21 protein-coding genes are annotated in these 21,574 nt (G+C 72.1%); 9 read left to right on the forward strand and 12 right to left on the reverse strand.

The features are described from left to right. Positions 1-158 precede the first annotated feature (158 nt). Positions 159-1,199 carry an NAD(P)-dependent alcohol dehydrogenase gene (locus ACN6LD_RS33150; RefSeq protein ID WP_319188243.1) on the reverse strand — a complete coding sequence of 347 codons (1,041 nt, stop codon included), beginning with the start codon at positions 1,197-1,199 and terminating at the stop codon, positions 159-161. Positions 1,200-1,372: 173 nt separating this feature from the next. Between ACN6LD_RS33150 and ACN6LD_RS33155 the strand changes: the two genes are divergently transcribed. After that, positions 1,373-2,278: a helix-turn-helix domain-containing protein gene (locus tag ACN6LD_RS33155; RefSeq protein ID WP_319188244.1), complete on the forward strand. Its 906-nt coding sequence runs from the start codon at positions 1,373-1,375 to the stop codon at positions 2,276-2,278. A gap of 122 nt (positions 2,279-2,400) precedes the next feature. Here the strand turns inward: ACN6LD_RS33155 and ACN6LD_RS33160 are convergent, their stop codons facing one another. From ACN6LD_RS33160 to ACN6LD_RS33180, 5 genes are all read right to left on the reverse strand, one after another. Further along, positions 2,401-3,201, reverse strand: a complete 801-nt coding sequence (locus ACN6LD_RS33160) for a group II truncated hemoglobin (RefSeq protein ID WP_445045099.1) — start codon at positions 3,199-3,201, stop codon at positions 2,401-2,403. 98 nt (positions 3,202-3,299) lie between these two features. Next, complete coding sequence (locus tag ACN6LD_RS33165; protein WP_319196214.1) at positions 3,300-3,986, reverse strand: ABC transporter ATP-binding protein; 687 nt, start codon at positions 3,984-3,986, stop codon at positions 3,300-3,302. Positions 3,987-4,022: 36 nt separating this feature from the next. Next, positions 4,023-5,474 (reverse strand): ABC transporter permease, encoded by a 1,452-nt coding sequence (locus ACN6LD_RS33170; protein ID WP_319196212.1) that lies wholly within the window; start codon positions 5,472-5,474, stop codon positions 4,023-4,025. Positions 5,475-5,620: 146 nt separating this feature from the next. Then, a complete protein-coding gene (locus ACN6LD_RS33175; RefSeq protein WP_445045100.1) occupies positions 5,621-6,868 on the reverse strand; it encodes a L,D-transpeptidase in 1,248 nt (415 codons plus the stop codon). A gap of 216 nt (positions 6,869-7,084) precedes the next feature. Beyond that, positions 7,085-7,441: a hypothetical protein gene (locus ACN6LD_RS33180; protein ID WP_319196208.1), complete on the reverse strand. Its 357-nt coding sequence runs from the start codon at positions 7,439-7,441 to the stop codon at positions 7,085-7,087. A 109-nt stretch (positions 7,442-7,550) separates the two neighbouring features. Here ACN6LD_RS33180 and ACN6LD_RS33185 point away from each other — a divergent pair, with 109 nt between their 5' ends. Then, positions 7,551-7,958: an LPXTG cell wall anchor domain-containing protein gene (locus tag ACN6LD_RS33185; RefSeq protein ID WP_319196206.1), complete on the forward strand. Its 408-nt coding sequence runs from the start codon at positions 7,551-7,553 to the stop codon at positions 7,956-7,958. Positions 7,959-8,000: 42 nt separating this feature from the next. After that, positions 8,001-8,786, forward strand: coding sequence for a hypothetical protein (locus tag ACN6LD_RS33190; protein ID WP_319196204.1), 786 nt, complete (start codon positions 8,001-8,003; stop codon positions 8,784-8,786). A 64-nt stretch (positions 8,787-8,850) separates the two neighbouring features. On the opposite strand, the gene hutH is transcribed toward ACN6LD_RS33190, so the two are convergent. The 3 genes from hutH to ACN6LD_RS33205 form a co-directional block, all read right to left on the reverse strand. Then, positions 8,851-10,389 (reverse strand): histidine ammonia-lyase, encoded by a 1,539-nt coding sequence (gene hutH / locus ACN6LD_RS33195; protein ID WP_445045107.1) that lies wholly within the window; start codon positions 10,387-10,389, stop codon positions 8,851-8,853. A 204-nt stretch (positions 10,390-10,593) separates the two neighbouring features. After that, positions 10,594-11,745 carry a diguanylate cyclase domain-containing protein gene (locus ACN6LD_RS33200; protein ID WP_445045101.1) on the reverse strand — a complete coding sequence of 384 codons (1,152 nt, stop codon included), beginning with the start codon at positions 11,743-11,745 and terminating at the stop codon, positions 10,594-10,596. Between the two features lie 121 nt (positions 11,746-11,866). Next, complete coding sequence (locus ACN6LD_RS33205) at positions 11,867-12,670, reverse strand: enoyl-CoA hydratase/isomerase family protein (protein ID WP_319196216.1); 804 nt, start codon at positions 12,668-12,670, stop codon at positions 11,867-11,869. Positions 12,671-12,907: 237 nt separating this feature from the next. On the opposite strand from ACN6LD_RS33205, the gene ACN6LD_RS33210 reads away from it, so the two are divergent. Beyond that, complete coding sequence (locus ACN6LD_RS33210; RefSeq protein ID WP_445045102.1) at positions 12,908-13,618, forward strand: hypothetical protein; 711 nt, start codon at positions 12,908-12,910, stop codon at positions 13,616-13,618. Positions 13,619-13,874: 256 nt separating this feature from the next. Here ACN6LD_RS33210 and ACN6LD_RS33215 read toward each other — a convergent pair whose 3' ends face one another. Together ACN6LD_RS33215 and ACN6LD_RS33220 are read right to left on the reverse strand one after the other, a co-directional pair. Continuing rightward, positions 13,875-15,026: an adenylate/guanylate cyclase domain-containing protein gene (locus ACN6LD_RS33215; RefSeq protein ID WP_057584510.1), complete on the reverse strand. Its 1,152-nt coding sequence runs from the start codon at positions 15,024-15,026 to the stop codon at positions 13,875-13,877. A gap of 190 nt (positions 15,027-15,216) precedes the next feature. Then, on the reverse strand, positions 15,217-16,086 hold the full coding sequence (locus tag ACN6LD_RS33220) for a biotin--[acetyl-CoA-carboxylase] ligase (protein WP_319193114.1): 870 nt from the start codon (positions 16,084-16,086) through the stop codon (positions 15,217-15,219). Positions 16,087-16,196: 110 nt separating this feature from the next. Between ACN6LD_RS33220 and ACN6LD_RS33225 the strand changes: the two genes are divergently transcribed. From ACN6LD_RS33225 to ACN6LD_RS33240, 4 genes are all read left to right on the forward strand, one after another. After that, positions 16,197-17,810, forward strand: a complete 1,614-nt coding sequence (locus ACN6LD_RS33225; RefSeq protein WP_319193116.1) for an acyl-CoA carboxylase subunit beta — start codon at positions 16,197-16,199, stop codon at positions 17,808-17,810. Between the two features lie 9 nt (positions 17,811-17,819). Next, positions 17,820-18,032 carry an acyl-CoA carboxylase epsilon subunit gene (locus tag ACN6LD_RS33230; RefSeq protein ID WP_319193118.1) on the forward strand — a complete coding sequence of 71 codons (213 nt, stop codon included), beginning with the start codon at positions 17,820-17,822 and terminating at the stop codon, positions 18,030-18,032. A 125-nt stretch (positions 18,033-18,157) separates the two neighbouring features. Beyond that, positions 18,158-18,286: a morphogenic membrane protein MmpB gene (mmpB, locus tag ACN6LD_RS33235; RefSeq protein WP_319193119.1), complete on the forward strand. Its 129-nt coding sequence runs from the start codon at positions 18,158-18,160 to the stop codon at positions 18,284-18,286. 24 nt (positions 18,287-18,310) lie between these two features. Further along, the gene (locus tag ACN6LD_RS33240; RefSeq protein ID WP_319193120.1) at positions 18,311-18,925 is read left to right on the forward strand and encodes a nucleoside triphosphate pyrophosphatase; all 615 of its coding nucleotides are present in this window, start codon (positions 18,311-18,313) and stop codon (positions 18,923-18,925) included. On the opposite strand, the gene ACN6LD_RS33245 is transcribed toward ACN6LD_RS33240, so the two are convergent. Beyond that, positions 18,894-19,397 carry a hypothetical protein gene (locus tag ACN6LD_RS33245; RefSeq protein WP_319193121.1) on the reverse strand — a complete coding sequence of 168 codons (504 nt, stop codon included), beginning with the start codon at positions 19,395-19,397 and terminating at the stop codon, positions 18,894-18,896. The genes ACN6LD_RS33240 and ACN6LD_RS33245 overlap by 32 nt on opposite strands. Before the next feature lie 374 nt (positions 19,398-19,771). On the opposite strand from ACN6LD_RS33245, the gene ACN6LD_RS33250 reads away from it, so the two are divergent. Then, positions 19,772-21,544: an acetyl/propionyl/methylcrotonyl-CoA carboxylase subunit alpha gene (locus ACN6LD_RS33250; RefSeq protein WP_445045103.1), complete on the forward strand. Its 1,773-nt coding sequence runs from the start codon at positions 19,772-19,774 to the stop codon at positions 21,542-21,544. Positions 21,545-21,574: the final 30 nt, after the last annotated feature.

Consider the following 21,574-nt stretch of genomic DNA (forward strand, 5'->3'; position numbering starts at 1 on the left):
GGGCCGTTTCCCGAAGACCGGGTCCCCAGGTCCGGGTCCCGACGGCCGGGTCCCCGGGTCCGGGTCCCGACGGCCGGGAGCGGCGCCGGGTCGGCCTCGCGGGGCTCCGGTTCGGAGGACCTACGGCGCGGCGACCGCGCCGTACGTCCCGGGGACCGTCAGATCGTCGAGGCGTCGATGACGAAGCGGTAGCGGACGTCGCTGGCGAGCACCCGCTCGTACGCCTCGTTGATCTCGGCGGCGCTGATCAGCTCGATCTCCGCGCCGAGTCCGTGCTCGGCGCAGAAGTCCAGCATCTCCTGGGTCTCCTGGATGCCGCCGATGCCGGAGCCGGCGAGGGTCTTGCGGCCGCCGATCACCGAGAACAGGTTGAGCGCGACCGGCTCCTCGGGCGCGCCGACGTTCACGAAGGCGCCGTCCGTCCGCAGCAGGGACAGGTAGGCGTCCAGGTTCAGCGGGGCGGAGACCGTGGAGAGGATGAGGTCGAAGGCGCCGCGCAGCTCCTCGAAGGTCTTCTCGTCGCTGGTGGCGTAGTAGTGGTCGGCGCCCAGCTTCAGACCGTCGTCCTTCTTGCGCAGCGACTGCGAGAGCACGGTCACCTCGGCGCCGAGCGCGTGCGCGATCTTGACGCCCATGTGGCCGAGGCCGCCCATGCCGAGGATCGCGACCTTCTTGCCCGGCCCGGCGTTCCAGTGCCTGAGCGGGGAGTACGTGGTGATGCCGGCGCAGAGCAGCGGCGCGGCCTCGTCGAGCTTGAGTCCGTCGGGGATGCGCAGGACGTAGTTCTCGTCGACGACGATCTTCTGCGAGTAGCCGCCGTAGGTGGGCTCGCCGTCCTTGCCGACAGCGTTGTACGTGCCGACGCCGCCGCCGGTGCAGTACTGCTCGAGGCCGGCCTTGCAGTTGTCGCACTCACGGCAGGAGTCAACGAGGCAGCCGACGCCCACGCGGTCGCCGACGGCGAACTTCGTGACGCCGGGGCCCACCTCGGAGACCACGCCCGCGATCTCGTGCCCGGGCACCATCGGGAAGATGGCCTCGCCCCAGCCCTCCCTGGCCTGGTGGATGTCGGAGTGGCAGATGCCGGCGAACTCGATGTCTATCAGGACGTCGAACTCACGCACCGGGCGGCGTTCGATCGTCGTGCGCTCCAGCGGAGCCTTGGCGGCGGATGCGGCGTACGCGGCAACGGTGGTCATGCCGGGGTTCTCCTAGCGAGGGGGGGTCGTCCCGGCCTGCCTTCGGACCGGGCACGCCGTACAGGTTCCCCCATTCCCCCGCGTTCACCCAGGTCACGCTTCTGCGTACGACTGCCGTGCCTACCACTGGCGGGGTCAGGCTGGTGGACGTACGACCGGGAATACTGGACGGCATGGACGATCGCCCCGAACCCCCCGGCGCCCCCCTGGACAGGCGGGCCGAGCTCAGCGAGTTCCTGCGCACCCGGCGGGCCCGGCTGAAGCCGCAGGACGTGGGGCTGGCGGAGTTCGGACGGCACCGCAGGGTGCCCGGGCTGCGGCGCGAGGAGCTGGCGCAGCTGGCCGGGGTCTCGGTGGCGTACTACACGCGTCTGGAACAGGGCAACGGCCGGAACGTGTCGGCGGAGGTGCTGGACTCGATCGCCCGCGCCCTGCGGCTGACGGACGCCGAGCACGCGCACCTCACCCATCTCGCGAAGCCGAAGCACAAGAAGAAGCAGAGCGGGCCGCCCCAGCAGGTCCGGTCGGCGCTGCGCCAGCTGCTGGACACGATGGACTCGGTGCCGGCGTACCTGGTCGGGCGGCGCGCGGAGATCCTGAGCTGGAACCGGATGGCCGCGGCGGTCTTCGGCGACTGGGCGGAGCTGCCGGCGGCGGAGCGCAACTGGGCGCGGCTCGTCTTCCTGCGCCCCGACTACCAGGACCTGTTCGTGGACTGGGAGCAGAAGGCGATCGACGTCGTGTGCCAGCTGCGCATGGACGCGGGCTGCTATCCGGACGATCCGCGGCTCTCCGCGCTGGTGGGGGAACTGTCGGTGAAGAGCGAGGACTTCAGACGGCTGTGGGCGACCCACGACGTCAAGGAGAAGAACCACGGCGTGAAGCGGCTGAGGCATCCGCTGGTCGGCGAACTCTCCCTGAACTTCGAGGGGTTCAGGCTGGCCGGGGACGGCGAGCAGATAATGGTGACGTACCACGCGGAGCCCGGGTCGGCGTCGGCGGAGGCGTTGCGGCTGCTCGCGAGCTGGGGCGCCGACGCGCGGCGGGCGGGGGCCGAGTCGCAGGCGCCGTCCGCCTGACCGTCTCCGCCCGTCCGCCTGACCGTCTCCGCCCGGCCGCCCGGCCGACCGCCGGCCGCCCTTCCCGGACTCCAGGCCGCCCGCCCCGGGACCCCGAGCCCCCGGCCGCCCGCCGGACGTGCTCAGCCCCGGTACGGCGGGGCGGCCCCCCATCCCCACTTCGGCGCCGGCTGCTCGGCCGGCGGCTTGGCGCTCGGACCGGAGAAGTGGACGGCGAGCCGCGTGCCCCACTCCACATAGGCGAGGAACGCGGACCGGAACTCGGCGTCGGTCGGCAGACCGGCCTCGTCGGCGGCGTCCTGGATCAGGTTGACCCAGCGGCGGCGCTGGGGCTCGGTGATGTCGCGGCCGAAGTGCCTCGCGACCATGTGGCTGTGGCCGCCCTGGGTCGCCGAGTAGGTCTCGGGCCCGCCGAAGACCTCCGCGAGCCAGAGCGCGACGTGTTCGGCGTGCTCGGGGGCGAGGCCGGCGAAGACGGGGGCGAGGAGGTCGTCCTGGAGCACCTTGGCGTAGAACACCTCGGTGAGCCGGGTGAAGGCCTCCGCGCCGCCTGCCCATTCGTACAGCGTGGGCACGGCGGAGCCTGAGCCGCGCACCGAGGTGGCCTTGTAGTGGCGCATCTCGTCGATGTGCCCGACATAGGGGCGGATCTCGGCGAGGAAGGCGGGGAACAGGTCCGAGGTCCTGAAGCCCTCCAGGTGGTCCTCGGTCGACGTCCAGGTGATGCGCAGGACGAAGTGCTCGAAGTCCTCCTCGCAGCGGGCGAGTTCGTAGTCGACGCAGTGCGGGGAGGCCGCGAGCTGACGCGCGCCCCGGGTGTAGGCCGCGAGGAACTCCGCCGACCGCTCCTGCGGGATGCGGTAACGGATGTACTCGACCGTGGTGGGGCCGGTGGGTGTGGTGGTTGTCTCGGCTGCGGTCATGGGGACACGCAAGCACGAACCGCCCGCCGGAGGCTGCTCTTCCGGCGGGCGTTCGCTCAGCGCTCAGCGTTCGCTGGGGGGCGACGCGTGTCGGGCGGTCAGGCGGACGGCACGTTCTCCTTCACGGTGATCCGGCCCTTGCGGATCGTCGCGACGCGCGGGGCCTTCTTCGCTATGGCGGAGTCGTGGGTGACCATGATGAAGGTCAGTCCGTGCTCCTTCCACAGGGTGTGCAGCACGTCCATGATCTCGTCCCGCATGCCCTCGTCGAGGTTGCCGGTCGGTTCGTCGGCGAGGAGCACCTTCGGCTGCTTGACCAGCGCGCGGGCGATGGCGACACGCTGCTGCTGACCGCCCGACATCTCGGACGGCAGATGTCCGAGGCGTTCGCCGAGGCCCACCGACTTCAGCGCCTCGGCGGCCCGCTCGCGGCGCTCCCCGCCCTTCACGCCGAGCGGGACGAGGGCCGTCTCGACGTTCTCCTGCGCGTTGAGCGTCGGGATCAGGTTGAAGGACTGGAAGACGAAGCCGATGTTCTCGCTGCGCACCTTCGTCAGCCGGGCCTCGGAGAGCCTGGCCAGGTCGACGCCGTCGAAGACGATCTCGCCCTCGCTGGGCCGGTCGAGCGCGCCGATCATCTGCAGCAGGGTGGACTTGCCGCCGCCGGTGGGTCCCTGGATGACGAGCCGGTCGCCGTCGGGGACGGTCAGGTCGACGGCGTCGAGGGCGTGGACGGTCTCCTTGCCCCGGGTGTAGCGCTTGGTGACGCCTCTGAGTTCGTACATGGGGACAACAACTCCTGGAGCTGGTGGGTGGGTTGGCTATTCGACGCGGCGCAGCGCGTCCGCCGGACGCAGCCGCGAGGCGCGCCAGCCGCCGAACGCGCCCGCGATCAGGCCGCCGGCCACGGCGAGCGCCACCGCGACGGCCACCGTCGTGACGCTCACCGGAGCCGTCAGCGCGACGTCGAGGGTCCGGGCGGCCGCCCGGCGGCCGAAGCCGCCGCCACCGCCGGGGCCGCCCTGGCCGCCGGCGCCGCCGCCCAACTGGGCCTGGAGGGTGGGGCTGATCGCGGTCACGGCGTAGGCGCCGGCGAGGCCGAGCGCGATGCCGAGGGCGCCGCCCAGCAGTCCGTTGACCACGGCCTCGCCGACGACCTGCCGGGTGACCCGGCCGGACTTCCAGCCCAGCGCCTTGAGGGTGCCGAACTCGCGCACGCGCCGGGAGACGGCCGAGGAGGTGAGCAGTCCGGCGACGAGGAAGGCGGCGATCAGGACCGCGATCGAGAGCCACTTGCCGACGTTGGCGGCGAGCGAGGAGGCCGTGGAGAGGGAGCCCGAGACGGTGTCCGCGAGGTCGGCGGAGGTCGTCACCGTCGTACCCGAGACGTTCTTCTGGATGGTCGACTTGACGCTGTCGATCTTCTGCGAGTCGGTCGCCTTGACGTAGATCGTGGTGACCTTGCTCTTCGCGTCGCCGAGGGTCTGGGCCCGGGTCAGCGGGATGTAGACGTTGGCGGCGGCGTCGCCGCTGTCGGCCGTGGCGATGCCGATCACGGCGAACTCGACGCTGCTGATGGTGATCTTGGAGCCGACCTTGAGCGACTTCTCCTTGGCGTACGCCGAGTCCACGACGGCTACCGCGGCGTCGGTCTCCGAGGTCTTGAAGGTGCGGCCGCTGCTGATCGTCGAGGAGGTCAGCGGGCCGAGTTCGGGTTCGGTGACGTCGGCGCCGTAGACGGAGTAGTTGTTGACGTCGAAGTCCGCGCCGCCGCCCTGCACTTCGCCCTGCGGCCGGGCGCCGCCTCCGGCCTCCCCACCCTGCCGGCCGCCGCCGGCGCTCTCGTTCTGCCGGAACTGGCCGCGGGTGAACTGCCCGTTGATCTTGATGACCTGGAGGCTCAGCCCGCCGACGGCGTCGGCGACCCCGCGCTGCTTGCCGACCGTGGCGACGGTAGCCGCCGACAGGGTCTGGAAGCCCTGGACCATGACGCGGTCGGTGCTCTGCTGCGCGTCGGAGTCGTTGTCCTGCGCGTCGAACCGGAAGCGCGGGCGGTCCGAGGAGCTCGCGGTGGGCGCGGCCGCCTTGGTGACCGTCATGTCCGTGCCCAGGCCGTACAGGGACTGCAGGACCTTGTCCTGGGCCTTCCCCATACCGGCGGACACGGAGGTGACCACGATGACCAGCGCGATGCCGAGCGCGAGGCCGGAGGCGACGACGAGTGCCGCTTTTCTGCGGCGGCGCAGTTCGCGCCTCAGGTAGGTGAAGAACATGGCCGCAAGCTAGGCACGGCGCGTGATGATGCCATAAGGCCGATATAAGAGAACGATGAGAAGGCTGTGCCGGGTCCCGGAAACACCGATGCCGCCCCTGGGGGCGGCATCGGGAGCCTGTGGGCCGGCTGGGAGCGGGGGTCGGGTCAGGCGGCCGAACCGGCCTTCCACTGCGCCCAGTCCATGTTCCAGCCGTTGAGGCCGTTGTCCGGCGCCACGGTCTTGTCACCGGTGTTCTTGACCACCACGACGTCGCCGACGATCGAGTTGGTGAAGAACCAGTAGCCGGCCGTGCCGGTGTCGTTGGCGCCCTTGGTGTCGGACAGACCCACGCAGCCGTGGCTGGTGTTCACCGAGCCGAAGATGGACTTCGCGCCCCAGTAGTTGCCGTGCACGAACGTGCCGGAGTTGGTGAGGCGGATGGCGTGCGGCACGTCCTTGATGTCGTACTCGCCCTTGCCGTCGTCGTCGGTGAAGCCCACGGTCGCGCCGTTCATGCGCGTCTCCTTGAACTTCTCCGACATCACCATCTGGCCCTCGTACGTCTTGTTGTCGGGCGAGCCGGCCGAGATCGGGATGGTCTTGATCACCGTGCCGTTGTGCGTGATCTTCATCTGCTTGCTCTTGGCGTCGACGTAGGAGACCTGGTTGCGGCCGACCTTGAAGGTGATCGTCTTCTGCTGGACGCCGAAGACGCCCTTGGCGCCCTCCACACCGTCGAGCGCGAGCTTCAGCGTGACGGTGGAGTTCTCCTTCCAGTAGTCCTCGGGACGGCAGTCCATCCGCTGGGAGGAGAACCAGTGGCAGACGACCTCCTGACCGCTGGTGGAGGTGACCGTGACGCCCTTCTGGACGGCCGCCTTGTCGGTGATCTGCTTGTTGAAGTTGATCGACACGGGCATGCCCACGCCGACGGTCGAGCCGTCCTCCGGCGTGAAGTTGCCTATGAAGCTGTTGGCCGGGGAGACCGTGGTGAAGGAGGCGTTCTCGTGGGCCACGAGGCCCTTCGAGTCCTTGGCCTCGGCCGCCACCTTGTAGGTGGTGGAGCGCTCGAGCTGCGCGTCCGGCTTCCAACTGGTCTTGTCCGCGGAGAGCGCGCCCTTGACGGCGGCGCCCTCGGCGGTGGTCATCGTCACGGCGGTGAGGGTGCCCTTGCTCACCGTGACGGCCGCCGAGTTGTTGATGGAGGCGTTGTCCGAACCGTCCGCCGGCGTGATCTTGATCTGGGCCTCGGAGGACTTCTTGGCGGCCGCCTCGTCGGCCTTGGCCTGCGAGGAGCTGCCTCCGCCGTCGGAGGCGCCGTCGTCACCGCCGGAACACGCGGAAAGCACCAGAACACCGCCGAGCAGTGCGGACGCCGTCATCAGACCTCGGCGCCGCCTACTGTCCGTCATCACACGCTTCTCCATCGTTGCCGATTACCTGAACCCCGAGAGTCCCCGTCAAGACCATCAACGCTACGACCGGTTCGTCCCGTTCCCCCTGCACAGAAGGTGTGGGGCACGCCACGTTCGTGGCGCGGGTGGTGCGGGTGTCGGTTCGTGCGCCTGCTGAGACGGCGAAACCCCGGCCGGCGGTTGCCGTCCGGGGTCACGAGTTTCCCGGAACGCTCAGCCGATGCGGCCCGATTCGCCGTCCGCCTCGTCATCCTCGTCGAGATCGTCCTCGTCGAGGTCCCACTCCGGCGAATCCGGGTCGTGGTCGACGCGTTCACTGGACCAGGAGGCCTGCTGGAGTTCCACCCCGGGCACCTCTCCGACCAGGTCGAAGGGGTCGACGAGGTAGGCGAGGGCCTCCGCGGTGTCTTCCGTCACAGCAGCCTCGGCGTGCACGCGCTCGTCGTCCGGGATCTCCGGGTCGTCGGCGAGCCGCCGCAGCGCGGCCGTCGCCACGGCGTCCTGGTCGTGCACCTCGAGAAGAACTTCCACTCGAATCCGCACAAAACGTGATGTCTCTTCGTCGCTCATGGCCGGAGCGTACGACTCATGGCTCCCGCAACTTTCCCGCGACCCGCGATTTTCATTAGCATCGGGACACACGGCCAATTCGCCAGCGCCACAAGGGGATCGATATTCCGTGTCATCCGCTCGACGTCCGTTGCTGACCGCCACCGCCGCGGCGACCCTGCTGGGCGCCCTGTGGTTCGTCCCGTCCGCCAACGCGTCCCAGGAAGCGCCGGCCAGAACGGTCACGACGACGCAGGTCACGACCCAGGCGCGGGCCGCGTCGGCGACCACGACCGGGGCGGTGGAGCGGACCGCCGACCGGGCGACGGACCGCAGCGCCACGCGAACTCTCGCCGACGCAGGGCGAACCGACGCCGTTGCCGAGACCGGAGCCGGGGCCGGGGCCGACGACGGCGTCCGGCTCGCCGACACCGGCAGCTTCGACACCACCCCCTACGTGGTCGGCGGGACGACCCTGCTCGCACTGGGCGCGGGCTTCGTCGTTTATTCCATTCGCCGGGAACGTCTGGGTTTTTGATTTAACTTGACTCTTCTTTGACAGCTTCTTCATAGTTCGCACATGAAGAGATCATCGGGGGCCCGGCTGTGCGCCACGGCCGCAATCGGCGCACTGTCGCTCTCCCTCCTCACCGCCTGCTCGGACGAGGGGTCCAAGGACGCCGCGGACGCCAAGACGTCCGCCTCCTCGTCCGCCGCCTCCTCCTCGGCTCCGGCCGCGAAGGCGCTCACCAAGGCCGAGCTCGAGAAGCTCCTGCTCGCACAGGGCGAACTCAAGGGCTACAAGGTCGACTCGGGCGACGACACCCTGCCTGCCTCCAAGAGCGTGGTGAAGACCGACAAGCCGGCCTGCGACCCGCTCGCCTGGGCCACGGCCGCGCTCGCCCCGGGCGACACGGACGCGAGCGTCGGCAACACGGTCGCCGAGGACAAGACGTCCGCCGCCACCGCCAAGCCGACGGACCTCGCGGACGCGTTCGACATCGACATGACGTTCGTCGGTCTCTCCTCGTACGAGGGCGACGGCGCCCAGAAGGCGATGAAGGCCGTCTCCGACGGTGTGACGGCCTGCGCCGGCGGGTTCGGCCTGACGGCCGACAGCGAGAAGACGAAGATCACCAAGATCGCCGCGGCCAAGGGCTCCGGCAAGGGCGACGAGACGGTGGCGTTCACCGAGGAAGTCGACATGGACGGCCAGGGCAAGGCCACCGCCCACGCCGAGGTGGTGCGCAAGGGCAACACCGTCGCCACGTTCTACACGGTGAACTTCGCCGCGATGGCCAAGGGCGGCGACCTGGGCCCCGTCCCGGCGGCCGTGATCGACGCGCAGGTCGCGAAGCTCAAGTAACTCCGCTCCGCCTGAGGGAACTTCGGGCCCCGCCGCAGCTCCGTGCGGCGGGGCCCCGCTCGTGCTAGCCGAGCGGTCCGGTGATTGTCTCCACCGCCGCGACGAGCCCTCCGGTGCGCACGAAGGCGTCCGCCGCCGCGAGGTCGGGGGCGAGGAACCGGTCAGGGCCGGGGCCCTGCACGCCCGCCTCGCGCACGGCCGCGATGACCGCGCGCGTCGCCGGCGCCGGGGTCAGCCCCTCGCGCAGCTCCACACCGCGCGTGGCGGCGTACAGCTCGACGGCGATCACGCGCGTCAGGTTGTCGACGGCGGTGCGCAGCTTGCGGGCCGCGGACCAGCCCATCGACACGTGGTCCTCCTGCATCGCCGAGGACGGGATCGAGTCGGCGGACGCCGGCACGGCGAGCCGCTTCAACTCGCTGACCAGCGCGGCCTGCGTGTACTGGGCGATCATCAGCCCGGAGTCGACGCCGGGGTCGTCCGCGAGGAACGGCGGGAGGCCGTGGCTGCGGTTCTTGTCCAGCAGCCGGTCGGTGCGCCGCTCGGCGATGGAGGCGAGGTCGGCCACGGCGATGGCGAGGAAGTCCAGCACGTAGGCGACCGGCGCGCCGTGGAAGTTGCCGTTGGACTCGACGCGGCCGTCCCGCAGGACGACCGGGTTGTCGACGGCCGAGGCCAACTCCCGCTCCGCGACCAGCCGGGCATGCGCCATCGTGTCGCGGCCGGCGCCGGCGACCTGCGGTGCGCAGCGCACCGAGTAGGCGTCCTGGACGCGGGGCGCGTCGTCCTGGTGGTGGCCGGTGAGCTCCGAACCCGCCAGCACGGCCAGCATGTTGGCGGCCGAGACGCCCTGCCCCGGGTGCGGGCGGATGGCGTGCAGCTCGGGGGCGAGCACCTTGTCGGTGCCGAGCAGCGCCTCCAGGCTGAGCGCGGCCGTGACGTCGGCGGACTTGTAGAGCATGTCGAGGTCGGCGAGGGCCATGACCAGCATGCCGAGCATGCCGTCGGTGCCGTTGAGGAGCGCCAGGCCCTCCTTCTCGCGCAGCTCGACGGGGGCGATGCCGTGCTCGGCGAGCAGTTCGCCGGCGGGGCGTACGACGCCGTCCGGGCCCTCCGCGTCACCCTCCCCCATGAGGGTGAGGGCGCAGTGCGAGAGCGGGGCCAGGTCGCCGGAGCAGCCCAGGGAGCCGTACTCGTGCACGACCGGGGTGATGCCGGCGTTGAGGACGTCGGCCATGGTCTGCGCGACCTCGGGCCGGACGCCGGTGTGCCCGGAGCAGACGGTCTTCAGCCGCAGGAACATCAGCGCCCGGACGACCTCGCGCTCCACCCGCGGGCCCATGCCGGCGGCGTGCGAGCGGACGATGTTGCGCTGCAGCTGGGCGCGCAGCTCCGGGCTGATGTGCCGGGTGGCGAGGGCGCCGAACCCGGTGGAGACGCCGTAGACGGGCTCGGGCTTGGCCGCCAGCGCGTCCACGATCCCGCGGGCCGCAGCGAGGGCCGCCACCGCCTCCGCGGAGAGCTCGATCCGGGCGCCGTCGCGCGCCACGGCGACCACGTCGGACGCGGTCACGCCGGACGTCCCCACCACCACAGTGTGCATATCCATATTCAGGAGCGTACGCAGTGAAGACGAAGATGTCACCAGTGGGGGCGGGGTTCGCCCCTTACCGATGCGTCACGCCGCCGCCCCACCCACGCGACACGTCCCGCCGCCGCCCCACCCGCGCGACACGTCCCGCCGCGGGTCGCGCAGCCACCGCGCCGCCTCACCTCGCCGCCCGAGGGTCACGTCACCGCCGGAGCCTCAGGGCCGCCCACGGAACCGCCGCCGCTCGGCGGAGGTCCGCTCGTGCGGCGGCTCCGGCTCGTCGGCCAGCCGCACCACGGGGTCGTCGGGGCCCTGCCGTCCGGCCACCACCGGCCGGACGGCCCGCACGGCCTTGGCGCGGTACTGGGCGGCGTCCGCCAGCCGGAACAGGCGGCGGGCCGAGGACACCGGTCCGATCGGGTCCGCGGTCGAGGCGACCCCGCAGGCCACCCCCTCGCCCAGCTCCAGCTCCCCGGCCCGCCGGCAGAGGTCGTCGGCGACCTTGACGACGTCGTCTGCGGGGGGCCCGAGGGCCAGCAGGCAGAACTCGTCCCCGCCGAGCCGGGCGGCGAGCGCTCCCGGCAGCATCGCCCCGCACAGCGACAGCACCGAACCGAACCGCTCCAGCAGCCGGTCGCCGACGGCATGCCCGCGGGTGTCGTTGACCCGCTTCAGCCCGTTGAGGTCGCACACCACGAGAGAGACCACCACCCCCTCCGCACGGTGGCGCTCCACGGCCTCCTCCAGCCGTACGTCGACGGCTCGGCGGTTGGCCAGGCCGGTGAGGGCGTCGGTGAAGGCGAGGCGGCGGGCCTCCTCCAGCCGCTCGGTCTGGGCGAGCCCGGCGGCGACGACGGCGGCGAGGACGGTCGCGAAATCGGCGTCGTCGCGGTCGAAGACCCGGGTCCCGGTGGAGCGGGCGACGTACAACTCCCCCCAGGCCCGGCCGTGCAGCACGATCGGCGCGACCACACAGGAACCCCGGCCCCGGCGGCGCAGGGCCGCGACGCGCTGATGGCAGTAGCCGGGACGGCCGGCGGCCAGGCCCTGGGCGGTCTCCACCCAGGCGTTGGGCTCGCCGCCCGCCGCCCAGCGCTCGTGCAGGAACTCGGTGATCTCGGGGAACTGGTGCACCGGGTAGGCCTCCGCCTCCGGGAACTCCGCCTCGTCGGCGGCGCGGTCCCCCACGTTCACCAGGACCCGCAGCCGCCCGAGGTCGCGCTCCCACACCGAGAGCGCGGCGAAGCTGCCCGTCAGCGCCCGGCCGGCCCCCAGCGCGGCCGCGCGCCAGGAGTCGCGGGGGGTGCGGGCGGCCGCCATGCCCTGCGCGAGCGCCACTACGGCCGCCAGGCGCGCGTCCTCACCCATCGCCCTCACCCCCACTGCCCTCGCCCATGACATCAGGCTAGGGATATTTGGGTGAAAAAGAGACACGAAGGGGGCACTTAGAGTGATATCACCATGGACGACCGCGGCCGCCCCGGGAATCTCACTCGCCAGGCCACTGCGGCTTGCGCTTCTCGTTGAACGCGGCGACCCCCTCCGCCCGGTCCCCGGAGAACGCCACCGACCGCCACGCCGCGTCCTCGACCTCGAGCCCGGCCCGCAGGTCCAGCCCCTGCCCGAGCCGCAGCGCCCGCTTCGCCGCCCGCAGCCCCACCGGCGAGTTGCCGGCGATCCGCGCGGCCATCGCCAGCGCCTCCTCCCGGTCCCGCCCCGCCTCCGCCAGCACGTCCACCAAACCCAGCTCCCGCGCCTCGGCCGCCTCCACGCGGCGCGCGGTGAAGATCAGCTCGGCCGCCCGGGCCGCACCCACCCGGCGGGGCAGCAGCTGCGTGCCGCCGCCGCCGGGGATCACGCCCACCGACACCTCGGGCAGGCCGACCACGGCCGTTCGGTCGGCCACGATCACGTCGCACGCCAGGGCCAGCTCGAAGCCGCCCCCCAGGGCGAAGCCGTGGACGGCCGCAATCGTGGGCGCCGGCAGCTCCAGCACGCCGGTGTACGCGCTGCGGGCGAGGGGCCGCTGGCGCACCAGCTCGGCGTCGCTGAAGGAGTTGCGCTCCTTGAGGTCGGCGCCGACGCAGAAGGCCCGCTCGTGCGTCGACGTCACCACGACCACCCGGACCTCGCGGTCCTCGCCGAGCGCAGCGCACGCCACGGCGATCGACCGGGCCATCTCGGTGGAGACGGCGTTCATCGCCTTCGGCCGGTCGAGGACCAGCTCCGCGACATGACCGCCGTCGCCGTGCCGCCGCACCAGCACGAACTCCCCGAAGCGTTCCTCGCCCACACGCTCCCCGCCCACGACACCGCTCACGACAGCCCTCCGGTTAACGATGGTTAACAACCAGGGTCCGATCATCCCAGTCGCGGGCCGCGAGCGAAAGACCGGCCCCCTCCGTACCGGTGCCCCGGCCACCCGTACGAGTGACATCACGCCCAACTCGGCGCGCACCGCCCATGGCGGCTCATAAGGTGCCTCCGCCCCGGCGCATCGAGGGCGCGAACGCATCGGGGAGGGAACGTGATGGCCGGCACGCTGATCGGGCTGGACGAGACGACACGACAAGACGTGGTGGCGGCGGCCGACCCGCCCTGGGCCCCGCGCGCCCGGGGCCGGCACCGCAGGCCGCGCCCCCGCAAGGTGCTGTTCGCCGTGGGCGGCCTCGCGCTGGCGGCGGGCGTGCTGAGTCTTCTGCGGCCGACCCCCGACGCGGGCGGCGCCGGCGCCCTCGGCGCCGCGGAGGCCGAGCCCCAGCCCGACCTCGTCACGAGCGCGGACGACGACGCCGGCGAGGAGGCAGGGGAAGGAGCCGCCAAGGCGGCCGACGACGGCCGGGGCGACCGTGCGGCCGCCGCCGGCCGGCCCTCCGCCGCCGGCTCAGCCGCCGTCACACCCGCCCCCACCGCGCCCACCGCCATGGGCGGGGCGAACGCCGGCCCGGCGCGCGAGGCGGACGGTCTCCTGCCGGGCGCGCCCGGGGCTCCGACGTCCGTCGCCCTGACGCCCGGCGCCACATACGTCCCGGCCCCCCGCGCGGCGACGCCCGCGCCCGCCGCGACCGCCGCCCCCGCACCCCCGTCGGCGCCACGGCCGGCCCCGGCCCCGGCCACCGCAACCCCGGCGCCGCAGCCGCCGAAGCCCCCGAAGGCCGCGGAGCCCCGGCAGCCGGGCCTGTGCGTCCCGATCATCGGCCTCTGCGTGGACCCCCTGAGCGCCCCGGCGCCCCAGCGCTAGACCACACACCGCCGACGCGACGCCCCCCGGACAGCCTACGGCGCCGGCCTGTCGCGGGGCCGGCGCCGTCCTCGACCCGCCCGAACGCGACTCGTGGCCCGAGCCCCGTCAGTCGCCGAGCGCCCCGCCGCCGCCGACGGCACAGGCGACCCGCCCGCCGGTCGCCAGGTCCCCGGCGCGTGCGACCGGCGGGAGGAGGGCGTCGGCGGGGGAGGGGCAGATGTCGCTGTCGTTGCGGGGGCGTCGGCGGGGTGGGTCAGATGTCGGTGTCGTTGCGGCGGGTGAGGAGCCAGGGTTCGACCACGCCCAGGCCGCGTACCGGGCGCTGCCACATCGGCTGCAGGGCGAAGCGGTACTTCGGGGGCTCCTCGCCCTCCTTCTCCGCGGCGGCCGCCTCCTCCGCGGCCTCGGCCTCCGAGGAGGGGGCGTCGCCCGTGCGGATCAGCTCCTCGGCGAAGGCGCTGTCGACCAGGACGGCGTCGCGGGGAGCTATCGACGTCAGCCGGGAGGCCAGGTTGACCGTCGTGCCGAAGACATCGCCCATCCGGGTGGTGACCGTGCCGAACGCCATCCCGACGCGCAGTTCCGGCATCGTCTCGTCGTTGCTCATCGTCTCGACCAGCAGCAGCGCGATGTCGGCGGCGGTGCCCGCGTCGTCGGCCGCGTAGAGCACCTCGTCGCCGAGTGTCTTGATCAGACGTCCGCCGCGGGCGGCCACCAGGTCGGCGGAGGTGGTCTCGAAGGCCTCGACGAGCTCGCCGAGTTCCTCCTCCTCCATCCGGCGGGTCAGCCGGGTGAAGCCCACGAGGTCGGCGAAGCAGACGGCGAGCCGCCGGTCCACCATCTCCTCGTCGTCGGCAGCCTGCACGACCCGCCCGGCCGAGGCGGCGAGCTGGCGGCGCCAGACGTAGACGAGGAACTCCTCCAGCTCGGGCAGCAGCAGCTCGACGATCGGGTACGTGACCTCGGTGCGGGTCATGCCCGGCTCGGGCGGCTCGGTCAGCCCCTCCAGGAAGGAGTCGATCTGCCACTCCGCCAGACGGGCGGTGGTCTGCCCGGTGGACCGCGCCACCTGCACGGCCATCGCCTCGCTCAGCAGCCCCGCCTCGACGAGACCCGCCAGCCGCCGCAGGGCGAGGACGTCGGCCTCGGTGAGCGCCTTGGCCTGCCCGATGTCGGCGAAGCCCATCGCCCGCCAGAAGCGCGACGCCAGCTCCATGGAGACGCCTGCACTGCGGGCTGCCTGGAAGGGGGTGTAGCGGCGCTCGGCGCCGAGGATGAGCTGTTCGAGGCGCAGCGCGAGAGGATGCGGGTCCTCACCGGGGTCGCCCGGCTCGCCGGGATCGGCGGCCGGCAGGTTGCCCCGGCCGTCCTCGCCCGCGCCGGAGCCCGTGTCGTCGACGGTCACGCCTGCTGCCCTTCCGATCTTCCGCGGTCAGGTTTCGACCGGCCTCAACTCTACGGCAGGTGTGCGCCAGCTCACTCCGTTCGGTTCGGCAGGGGCTGAGGCCCCGTTGGCGTACGGTCGCCCCCAAGGACCCCCGTAGGGGCCGCCGGACGGCCTCGGAGCCACCGTCCGGCCTATGCTTCGTCGTGCGTCACACCGGTCTCAGGTGGACGATGTCGCCCGCTCCCACCGGTTCCTGCACCCCTTCCTCGGTGGCGATGACGAGGCGGCCGTCGCCGTCGACCGCGACCGCCTCGCCGACGAGGGACCGGTCGCCGGGCAGCTCGGCACGCACCGTTCGTCCCAGGGTCGCGCATCCGGCCGCGTACGTCTCCTGCAGGCCGCTCGCATCCGGGTCGCCGCCGGCGGCGCGCCAGCGTCCGTACCACTCCTCCAGCGACCGCAGGACGGCCCTCAGCAGCGGGTCCCGGTCCGTGGTGACCGCGCCCGCGAGCGCCAGGGAACCCGCCTGCGGCACCGGCAGCTCCTCCGCGCGCAGGGTGACGTTGAGGCCGACGCCGACGACCACGGCGTCCGTGCCGGCCCGTTCCGCGAGGATGCCGCCGGCCTTGCGCTCCTCCCCGCCGACGGTCACCAGCAGGTCGTTGGGCCATTTGAGCGCCGTGTCGACGCCCGCCGCCCGGGACAGTCCCGTCGCGACCGCGACGCCGGTGAGCAGGGGCAGCCAGCCCCAGCGGGCCACCGGCACCTCGCTCGGCGTGAGGAGCACGGAGAAGAAAAGCCCGGAGCGCGGGGGCGCCGTCCACCGGCGGTCCAGCCGGCCCCGGCCCGAGGTCTGCTCCTCGGCCACCAGGATCGCGCCCTCCTGCGCCCTGCCCTCGCTCGCGGCCGTCACCAGGTCGGAGTTGGTGGAGCCGGTGCGCTGCACCACGTCCACCCCGGACCACAGGCCGCCCTCCCGTACCAGCGCCCGGCGCAGGGCCGCGCCGTTGAGGGGCGGCCGGTCGAGGTCGGACCACCGGCCGTCGCCGCCCGCCTCTGATGCATCTCGCGGTGTCATGCAAGCCACCCTAGGTGTGTTGAACACCGCACTGCCGATCCGTAGGGGCACCACTACGCTACGGATGAGTAACCGTCCCCCCTTTTGAGCAGGCAGGGAGCCGCATCCCGATGTCCGAGCCGGAAGAGCGCCACGAGATCCCAGGGATCGACATCCACACCACCGCGGGCAAGCTCGCGGATCTCCAGCGACGCATCCAGGAAGCGACGCACGCCGGTTCGGAACGCGCCGTCGAGAAGCAGCACGCCAAGGGCAAGCTGACGGCCCGTGAGCGGATCGAGCTGCTGCTCGACGAGGGTTCCTTCGTCGAGCTGGACGAGTTCGCCCGGCACCGTTCCACCAACTTCGGTCTGGAGAACAACCGCCCGTACGGGGACGGCGTCGTCACCGGGTACGGCACGGTGGACGGCCGCCCGGTCGCCGTGTTCTCGCAGGACTTCACCGTCTTCGGCGGGGCACTGGGCGAGGTCTACGGCCAGAAGATCGTCAAGGTCATGGACTTCGCGCTGAAGACCGGCTGCCCGGTCATCGGCATCAACGACTCCGGCGGCGCCCGCATCCAGGAGGGCGTGGCCTCGCTGGGCGCGTACGGCGAGATCTTCCGCCGCAACACCCACGCGTCCGGGGTGATCCCGCAGATCTCCCTGGTCGTCGGCCCGTGCGCGGGGGGAGCCGTCTACTCCCCCGCGATCACCGACTTCACGGTGATGGTCGACCAGACCTCGCACATGTTCATCACCGGCCCGGACGTCATCAAGACGGTCACCGGCGAGGACGTCGGCTTCGAGGAGCTGGGCGGCGCGCGCACCCACAACTCCGTCTCGGGCGTGGCGCACCACATGGCCGGCGACGAGAAGGACGCCGTCGAGTACGTCAAGCAGCTGCTGTCGTACCTGCCGTCCAACAACCTGTCCGAGGCGCCGGTGTTCGCGGAGGAGGCGGACCTGTCCGTCACCGACGAGGACCTCGAGCTGGACACGATCGTGCCGGACAGCGCGAACCAGCCGTACGACATGCACACGGTGATCGAGCATGTGCTGGACGACGCCGAGTTCTTCGAGACGCAGGCGCTGTTCGCACCCAACATCCTCACCGGGTTCGGCCGCGTCGAGGGCCACCCGGTGGGCATCGTCGCCAACCAGCCCATGCAGTTCGCGGGCTGTCTGGACATCACGGCCTCCGAGAAGGCGGCCCGCTTCGTGCGCACCTGCGACGCCTTCAACGTCCCGGTCATCACGTTCGTGGACGTGCCGGGCTTCCTGCCCGGCGTCGGCCAGGAGCACGACGGCATCATCCGCCGCGGCGCGAAGCTGATCTACGCGTACGCGGAGGCCACGGTCCCGCTGATCACCGTCATCACCCGCAAGGCCTTCGGCGGCGCGTACGACGTGATGGGCTCCAAGCACCTGGGCGCCGACCTCAACCTGGCCTGGCCGACCGCCCAGATCGCCGTGATGGGCGCCCAGGGCGCGGTCAACATCCTGCACCGCCGCACGATCTCCGAGGCGCAGGCGGCCGGCGAGGACCTCGAGGCGGTGCGCGCCCGGCTGATCCGCGAGTACGAGGACACCCTCCTCAACCCGTACATCGCGGCCGAGCGCGGCTACGTCGACTCGGTGATCATGCCGTCCGACACCCGTCGGCACATCGTGCGCGGACTGCGTCAGCTGCGCACCAAGCGGGAATCCCTGCCCCCGAAGAAGCACGGCAACATCCCCCTCTAAGGAGCCGCTGTGACGATCAAGGTCGTACGGGGCAACCCGACCCCGGAGGAGCTCGCCGCCGCCCTGGCGGTGGTCCGGGCCCGCGCCGCGGCGGTGGCGGCGACGCCGCCGTCCGGCGCGGAGACCCCGAGGGACGCGTGGTCCGACCCCGCCCGCATCGCGGGCCGGCGCGTGCCCCCGCCCGGCCGGGCCTCCTGGACCCGCACCTACTGGCCGAGCTGAGCGCGGCCCGCCCGCGTGCGGCCCGCAGTCGGACGAAAGCCGAACATCCGGTGAACGACTGCGGGCCCGCAACTTGAGTACGGGTACTCAGGCGCCGTCCACCCGCCGAGCCGCACGCTGGTGACATGCTGTGGTCCGACCCCGAGAACGAGCCCCCCGAGGAACTCCGCGACATGCAGGTGACCCTGCGCAGACTCGGCCTCTTCCTCGCGCTGGCCATGGTGCTGGCGATGATCGTGCTCGGCGTCAGATGAGAGCACCGGCGATACGCTGACCGCATGACCGCTGCGCGCCGCCTCGTCCTCGCCTCCCAGTCCCCCGCCCGGCTGAACCTGCTGCGGCAGGCCGGCCTCACCCCCGAGGTGATCGTGAGCGGGGTGGACGAGGACGCCGTCACCGCCCCCACCCCCGCCGAACTGGCGCTCGCCCTCGCCGAGGCGAAGGCCTCCGTCGTGGCCGCGAAGCCCGCCGTCAAGGGCGCCCTGGTGATCGGCTGCGACTCGGTGCTCGACCTGGACGGCGAGGCGCTGGGCAAGCCTGCGGACGCCGAGGAGGCCACCGCGCGCTGGAAGGCGATGCGCGGCCGGGTCGGCACGCTGCAGACCGGCCACTGCGTCTACGACACCGCCAGCGGGCGCCACACCTCCGCGACCGCGTCCACCGTGGTCCGCTTCGGCGACCCGACCGACGCGGAGATCGCGGCGTACGTCGCCTCGGGCGAACCCCTCTACGTGGCCGGAGCGTTCACCCTCGACGGCCGGTCGGCGCCGTTCATCGAGGGCATCGACGGCGACCACGGCAACGTGATCGGCCTCAGCCTGCCCTTGTTGCGCCGGCTGCTGGCGCAACTCGGCGTCGGCATCACCCAGTTGTGGGCGCCGCCGGAGGCGTGACGGGCGCCGGCGCGACCGGCGCCGCCGGAGAGCCGCCACCGTCGCCCTTGGCGTCCTCGGGCGCCGGGGCGGCGGGCCGCTGCCGGGCGTCGTAGGTCATCAGCAGCAGCACGATCAGGGCGAGCACGACCACCATGAAGACGAACTGCGACACGCCCAGCAGTCCCCAGGCGAACGCGCCCAGCAGTCCGTGCACGACGGCCGCGCTGATCAGCAGCACCCGGCCGAAGCCGGCGGGCGCGCGGTCGCGCAGCGCCACCAGCAGGGCGACCACCCCGCACAGGACGAAGTAGAGACCGAAGACGATCCCGCCCACCTTGGAGGACGTCGACATGACGTCGGGGTCCAGGCCGGCCAGGGACATGTCCTGCCGGTCCACCACGACGCCCATGAACCAGTTCAGCGCGGCGACGCCGAGCCCTTCCGCGAAGAGCACGACCGCCACGATCCACGCCACCGGTCTGCGAACCACCGGTCCCCACCCACTTTCGACCCCGACCCGAGCAAGGGTGCCGTTACCTCAAGTACGTTCGAGACATCCTGAACGCTACTAACGGGTAAACCCTGGGACAAGGGTTCTGCGGGGGGCAAAGAATCATTGGGCCATTCGTAGGGACTCCACAAAGAAACGGAGTGGGCCGCAGCACGCTCTCACAGAGACCTTGGCCACATCGGAGGGCTAGGGTTTCCCCGAGGAGTGCTGCGTACGGCGGTACTGCAAGGAATTTCGGTGTCGAGTGAGCCTCGCATCACGCTCCGTGTGGGCAAGCTCACCTGTGGGCACGGGTCGATGAGTCGTGTCGGCAGTCCCTAAACTCGGCTTGTTTCAAGGAGGGAGCCTCAATCGTGCGCAAGGTGCTCATCGCCAACCGTGGCGAAATCGCTGTCCGCGTGGCCCGGGCATGCCGGGATGCCGGTATCGCGAGCGTGGCCGTCTACGCCGACCCGGACCGGGACGCTCTGCATGTCCGCGCCGCGGATGAGGCGTTCGCCCTGGGCGGTGACACTCCCGGGACCAGCTATCTCGACATCGAGAAGGTGCTGAACGCGGCCCGGGAGTCGGGCGCGGACGCGGTCCATCCGGGTTACGGGTTCCTCTCGGAGAACGCCGAGTTCGCCCAGGCGGTCCTGGACGCCGGCCTGATCTGGATCGGCCCGCCGCCGCAGGCCATCCGCGACCTCGGCGACAAGGTCGCCGCCCGGCACATCGCCCAGCGCGCCGGCGCGCCTCTCGTGGCCGGCACGCCCGACCCGGTCTCCGGCGCCGACGAGGTCGTCGCCTTCGCCGAGGAGCACGGCCTGCCGATCGCGATCAAGGCCGCGTTCGGCGGCGGCGGCCGCGGGCTGAAGGTCGCCCGGACGCTGGAAGAGGTCCCCGAGCTGTACGACTCGGCGGTCCGCGAGGCGGTCGCCGCCTTCGGTCGCGGCGAGTGCTTCGTCGAGCGCTACCTCGACAAGCCGCGCCACGTGGAGACGCAGTGTCTCGCCGACAGCCACGGCAACGTGGTCGTCGTCTCCACCCGTGACTGCTCCCTGCAGCGCCGCCACCAGAAGCTGGTCGAGGAGGCCCCGGCGCCGTTCCTCTCCGAGGCGCAGACGGCCGAGTTGTACGCCTCCTCCAAGGCCATCCTGAAGGAGGCCGGCTACGTCGGCGCCGGCACCGTGGAGTTCCTCGTCGGCGTCGACGGCACGATCTCCTTCCTGGAGGTCAACACCCGGCTCCAGGTCGAGCACCCGGTGACCGAGGAGGTCGCCGGCATCGACCTCGTCCGCGAGATGTTCCGCATCGCCGACGGCGAGGAGCTCGGCTACGGCGACCCGGAACTGCGCGGCCACTCCTTCGAGTTCCGCATCAACGGCGAGGACCCGGGTCGTAACTTCCTGCCGGCCCCCGGCACGGTCACCCTCTTCGCCCCGCCGTCGGGCCCGGGCGTCCGCCTGGACGCCGGCGTCGAGTCCGGCAGCGTGATCGGGCCGGCCTGGGACTCCCTCCTCGCCAAGCTGATCGTCACCGGCGCGACCCGCGAGCAGGCGCTGCAGCGGGCGGCCCGCGCCCTGGCCGAGTTCCAGGTCGAGGGCATGGCCACGGCGATCCCGTTCCACCGCGCGGTGGTCGCGGACCCGGCGTTCGCCCCCGAACTCACCGGCAGCCAGGACCCGTTCACGGTCCACACCCGCTGGATCGAGACCGAGTTCGTCAACGAGATCCCGGCCTTCTCCGCCTCGGCGGACACCGACGCCGAGGACGAGACGGACCGCGAGACGATCGTCGTCGAGGTCGGCGGCAAGCGGCTGGAGGTCTCCCTCCCGTCCTCGCTCGGCATGTCGCTGGCCCGCACGGGCCTCGCGGCGGGCGCCAAGCCGAAGCGCCGCGCGGCCAAGAAGTCCGGCCCCGTGGCCTCCGGCGACACCCTCGCCTCTCCGATGCAGGGCACGATCGTGAAGGTCGCGGTCGAGGAGGGCCAGGAGGTCAAGGAGGGCGACCTGGTCGTCGTCCTGGAGGCCATGAAGATGGAGCAGCCCCTGAACGCCCACCGCTCCGGCACCGTCAAGGGCATGAGCGCGGAGGTCGGCGCGTCCATCACGTCGGGCGCGGCGATCTGCGAGATCAAGGACTGACCCCACCCGTTCACCGTGTCGGGGGGGGGG

The organism is Streptomyces sp. SAS_272 (assembly GCF_052543235.1).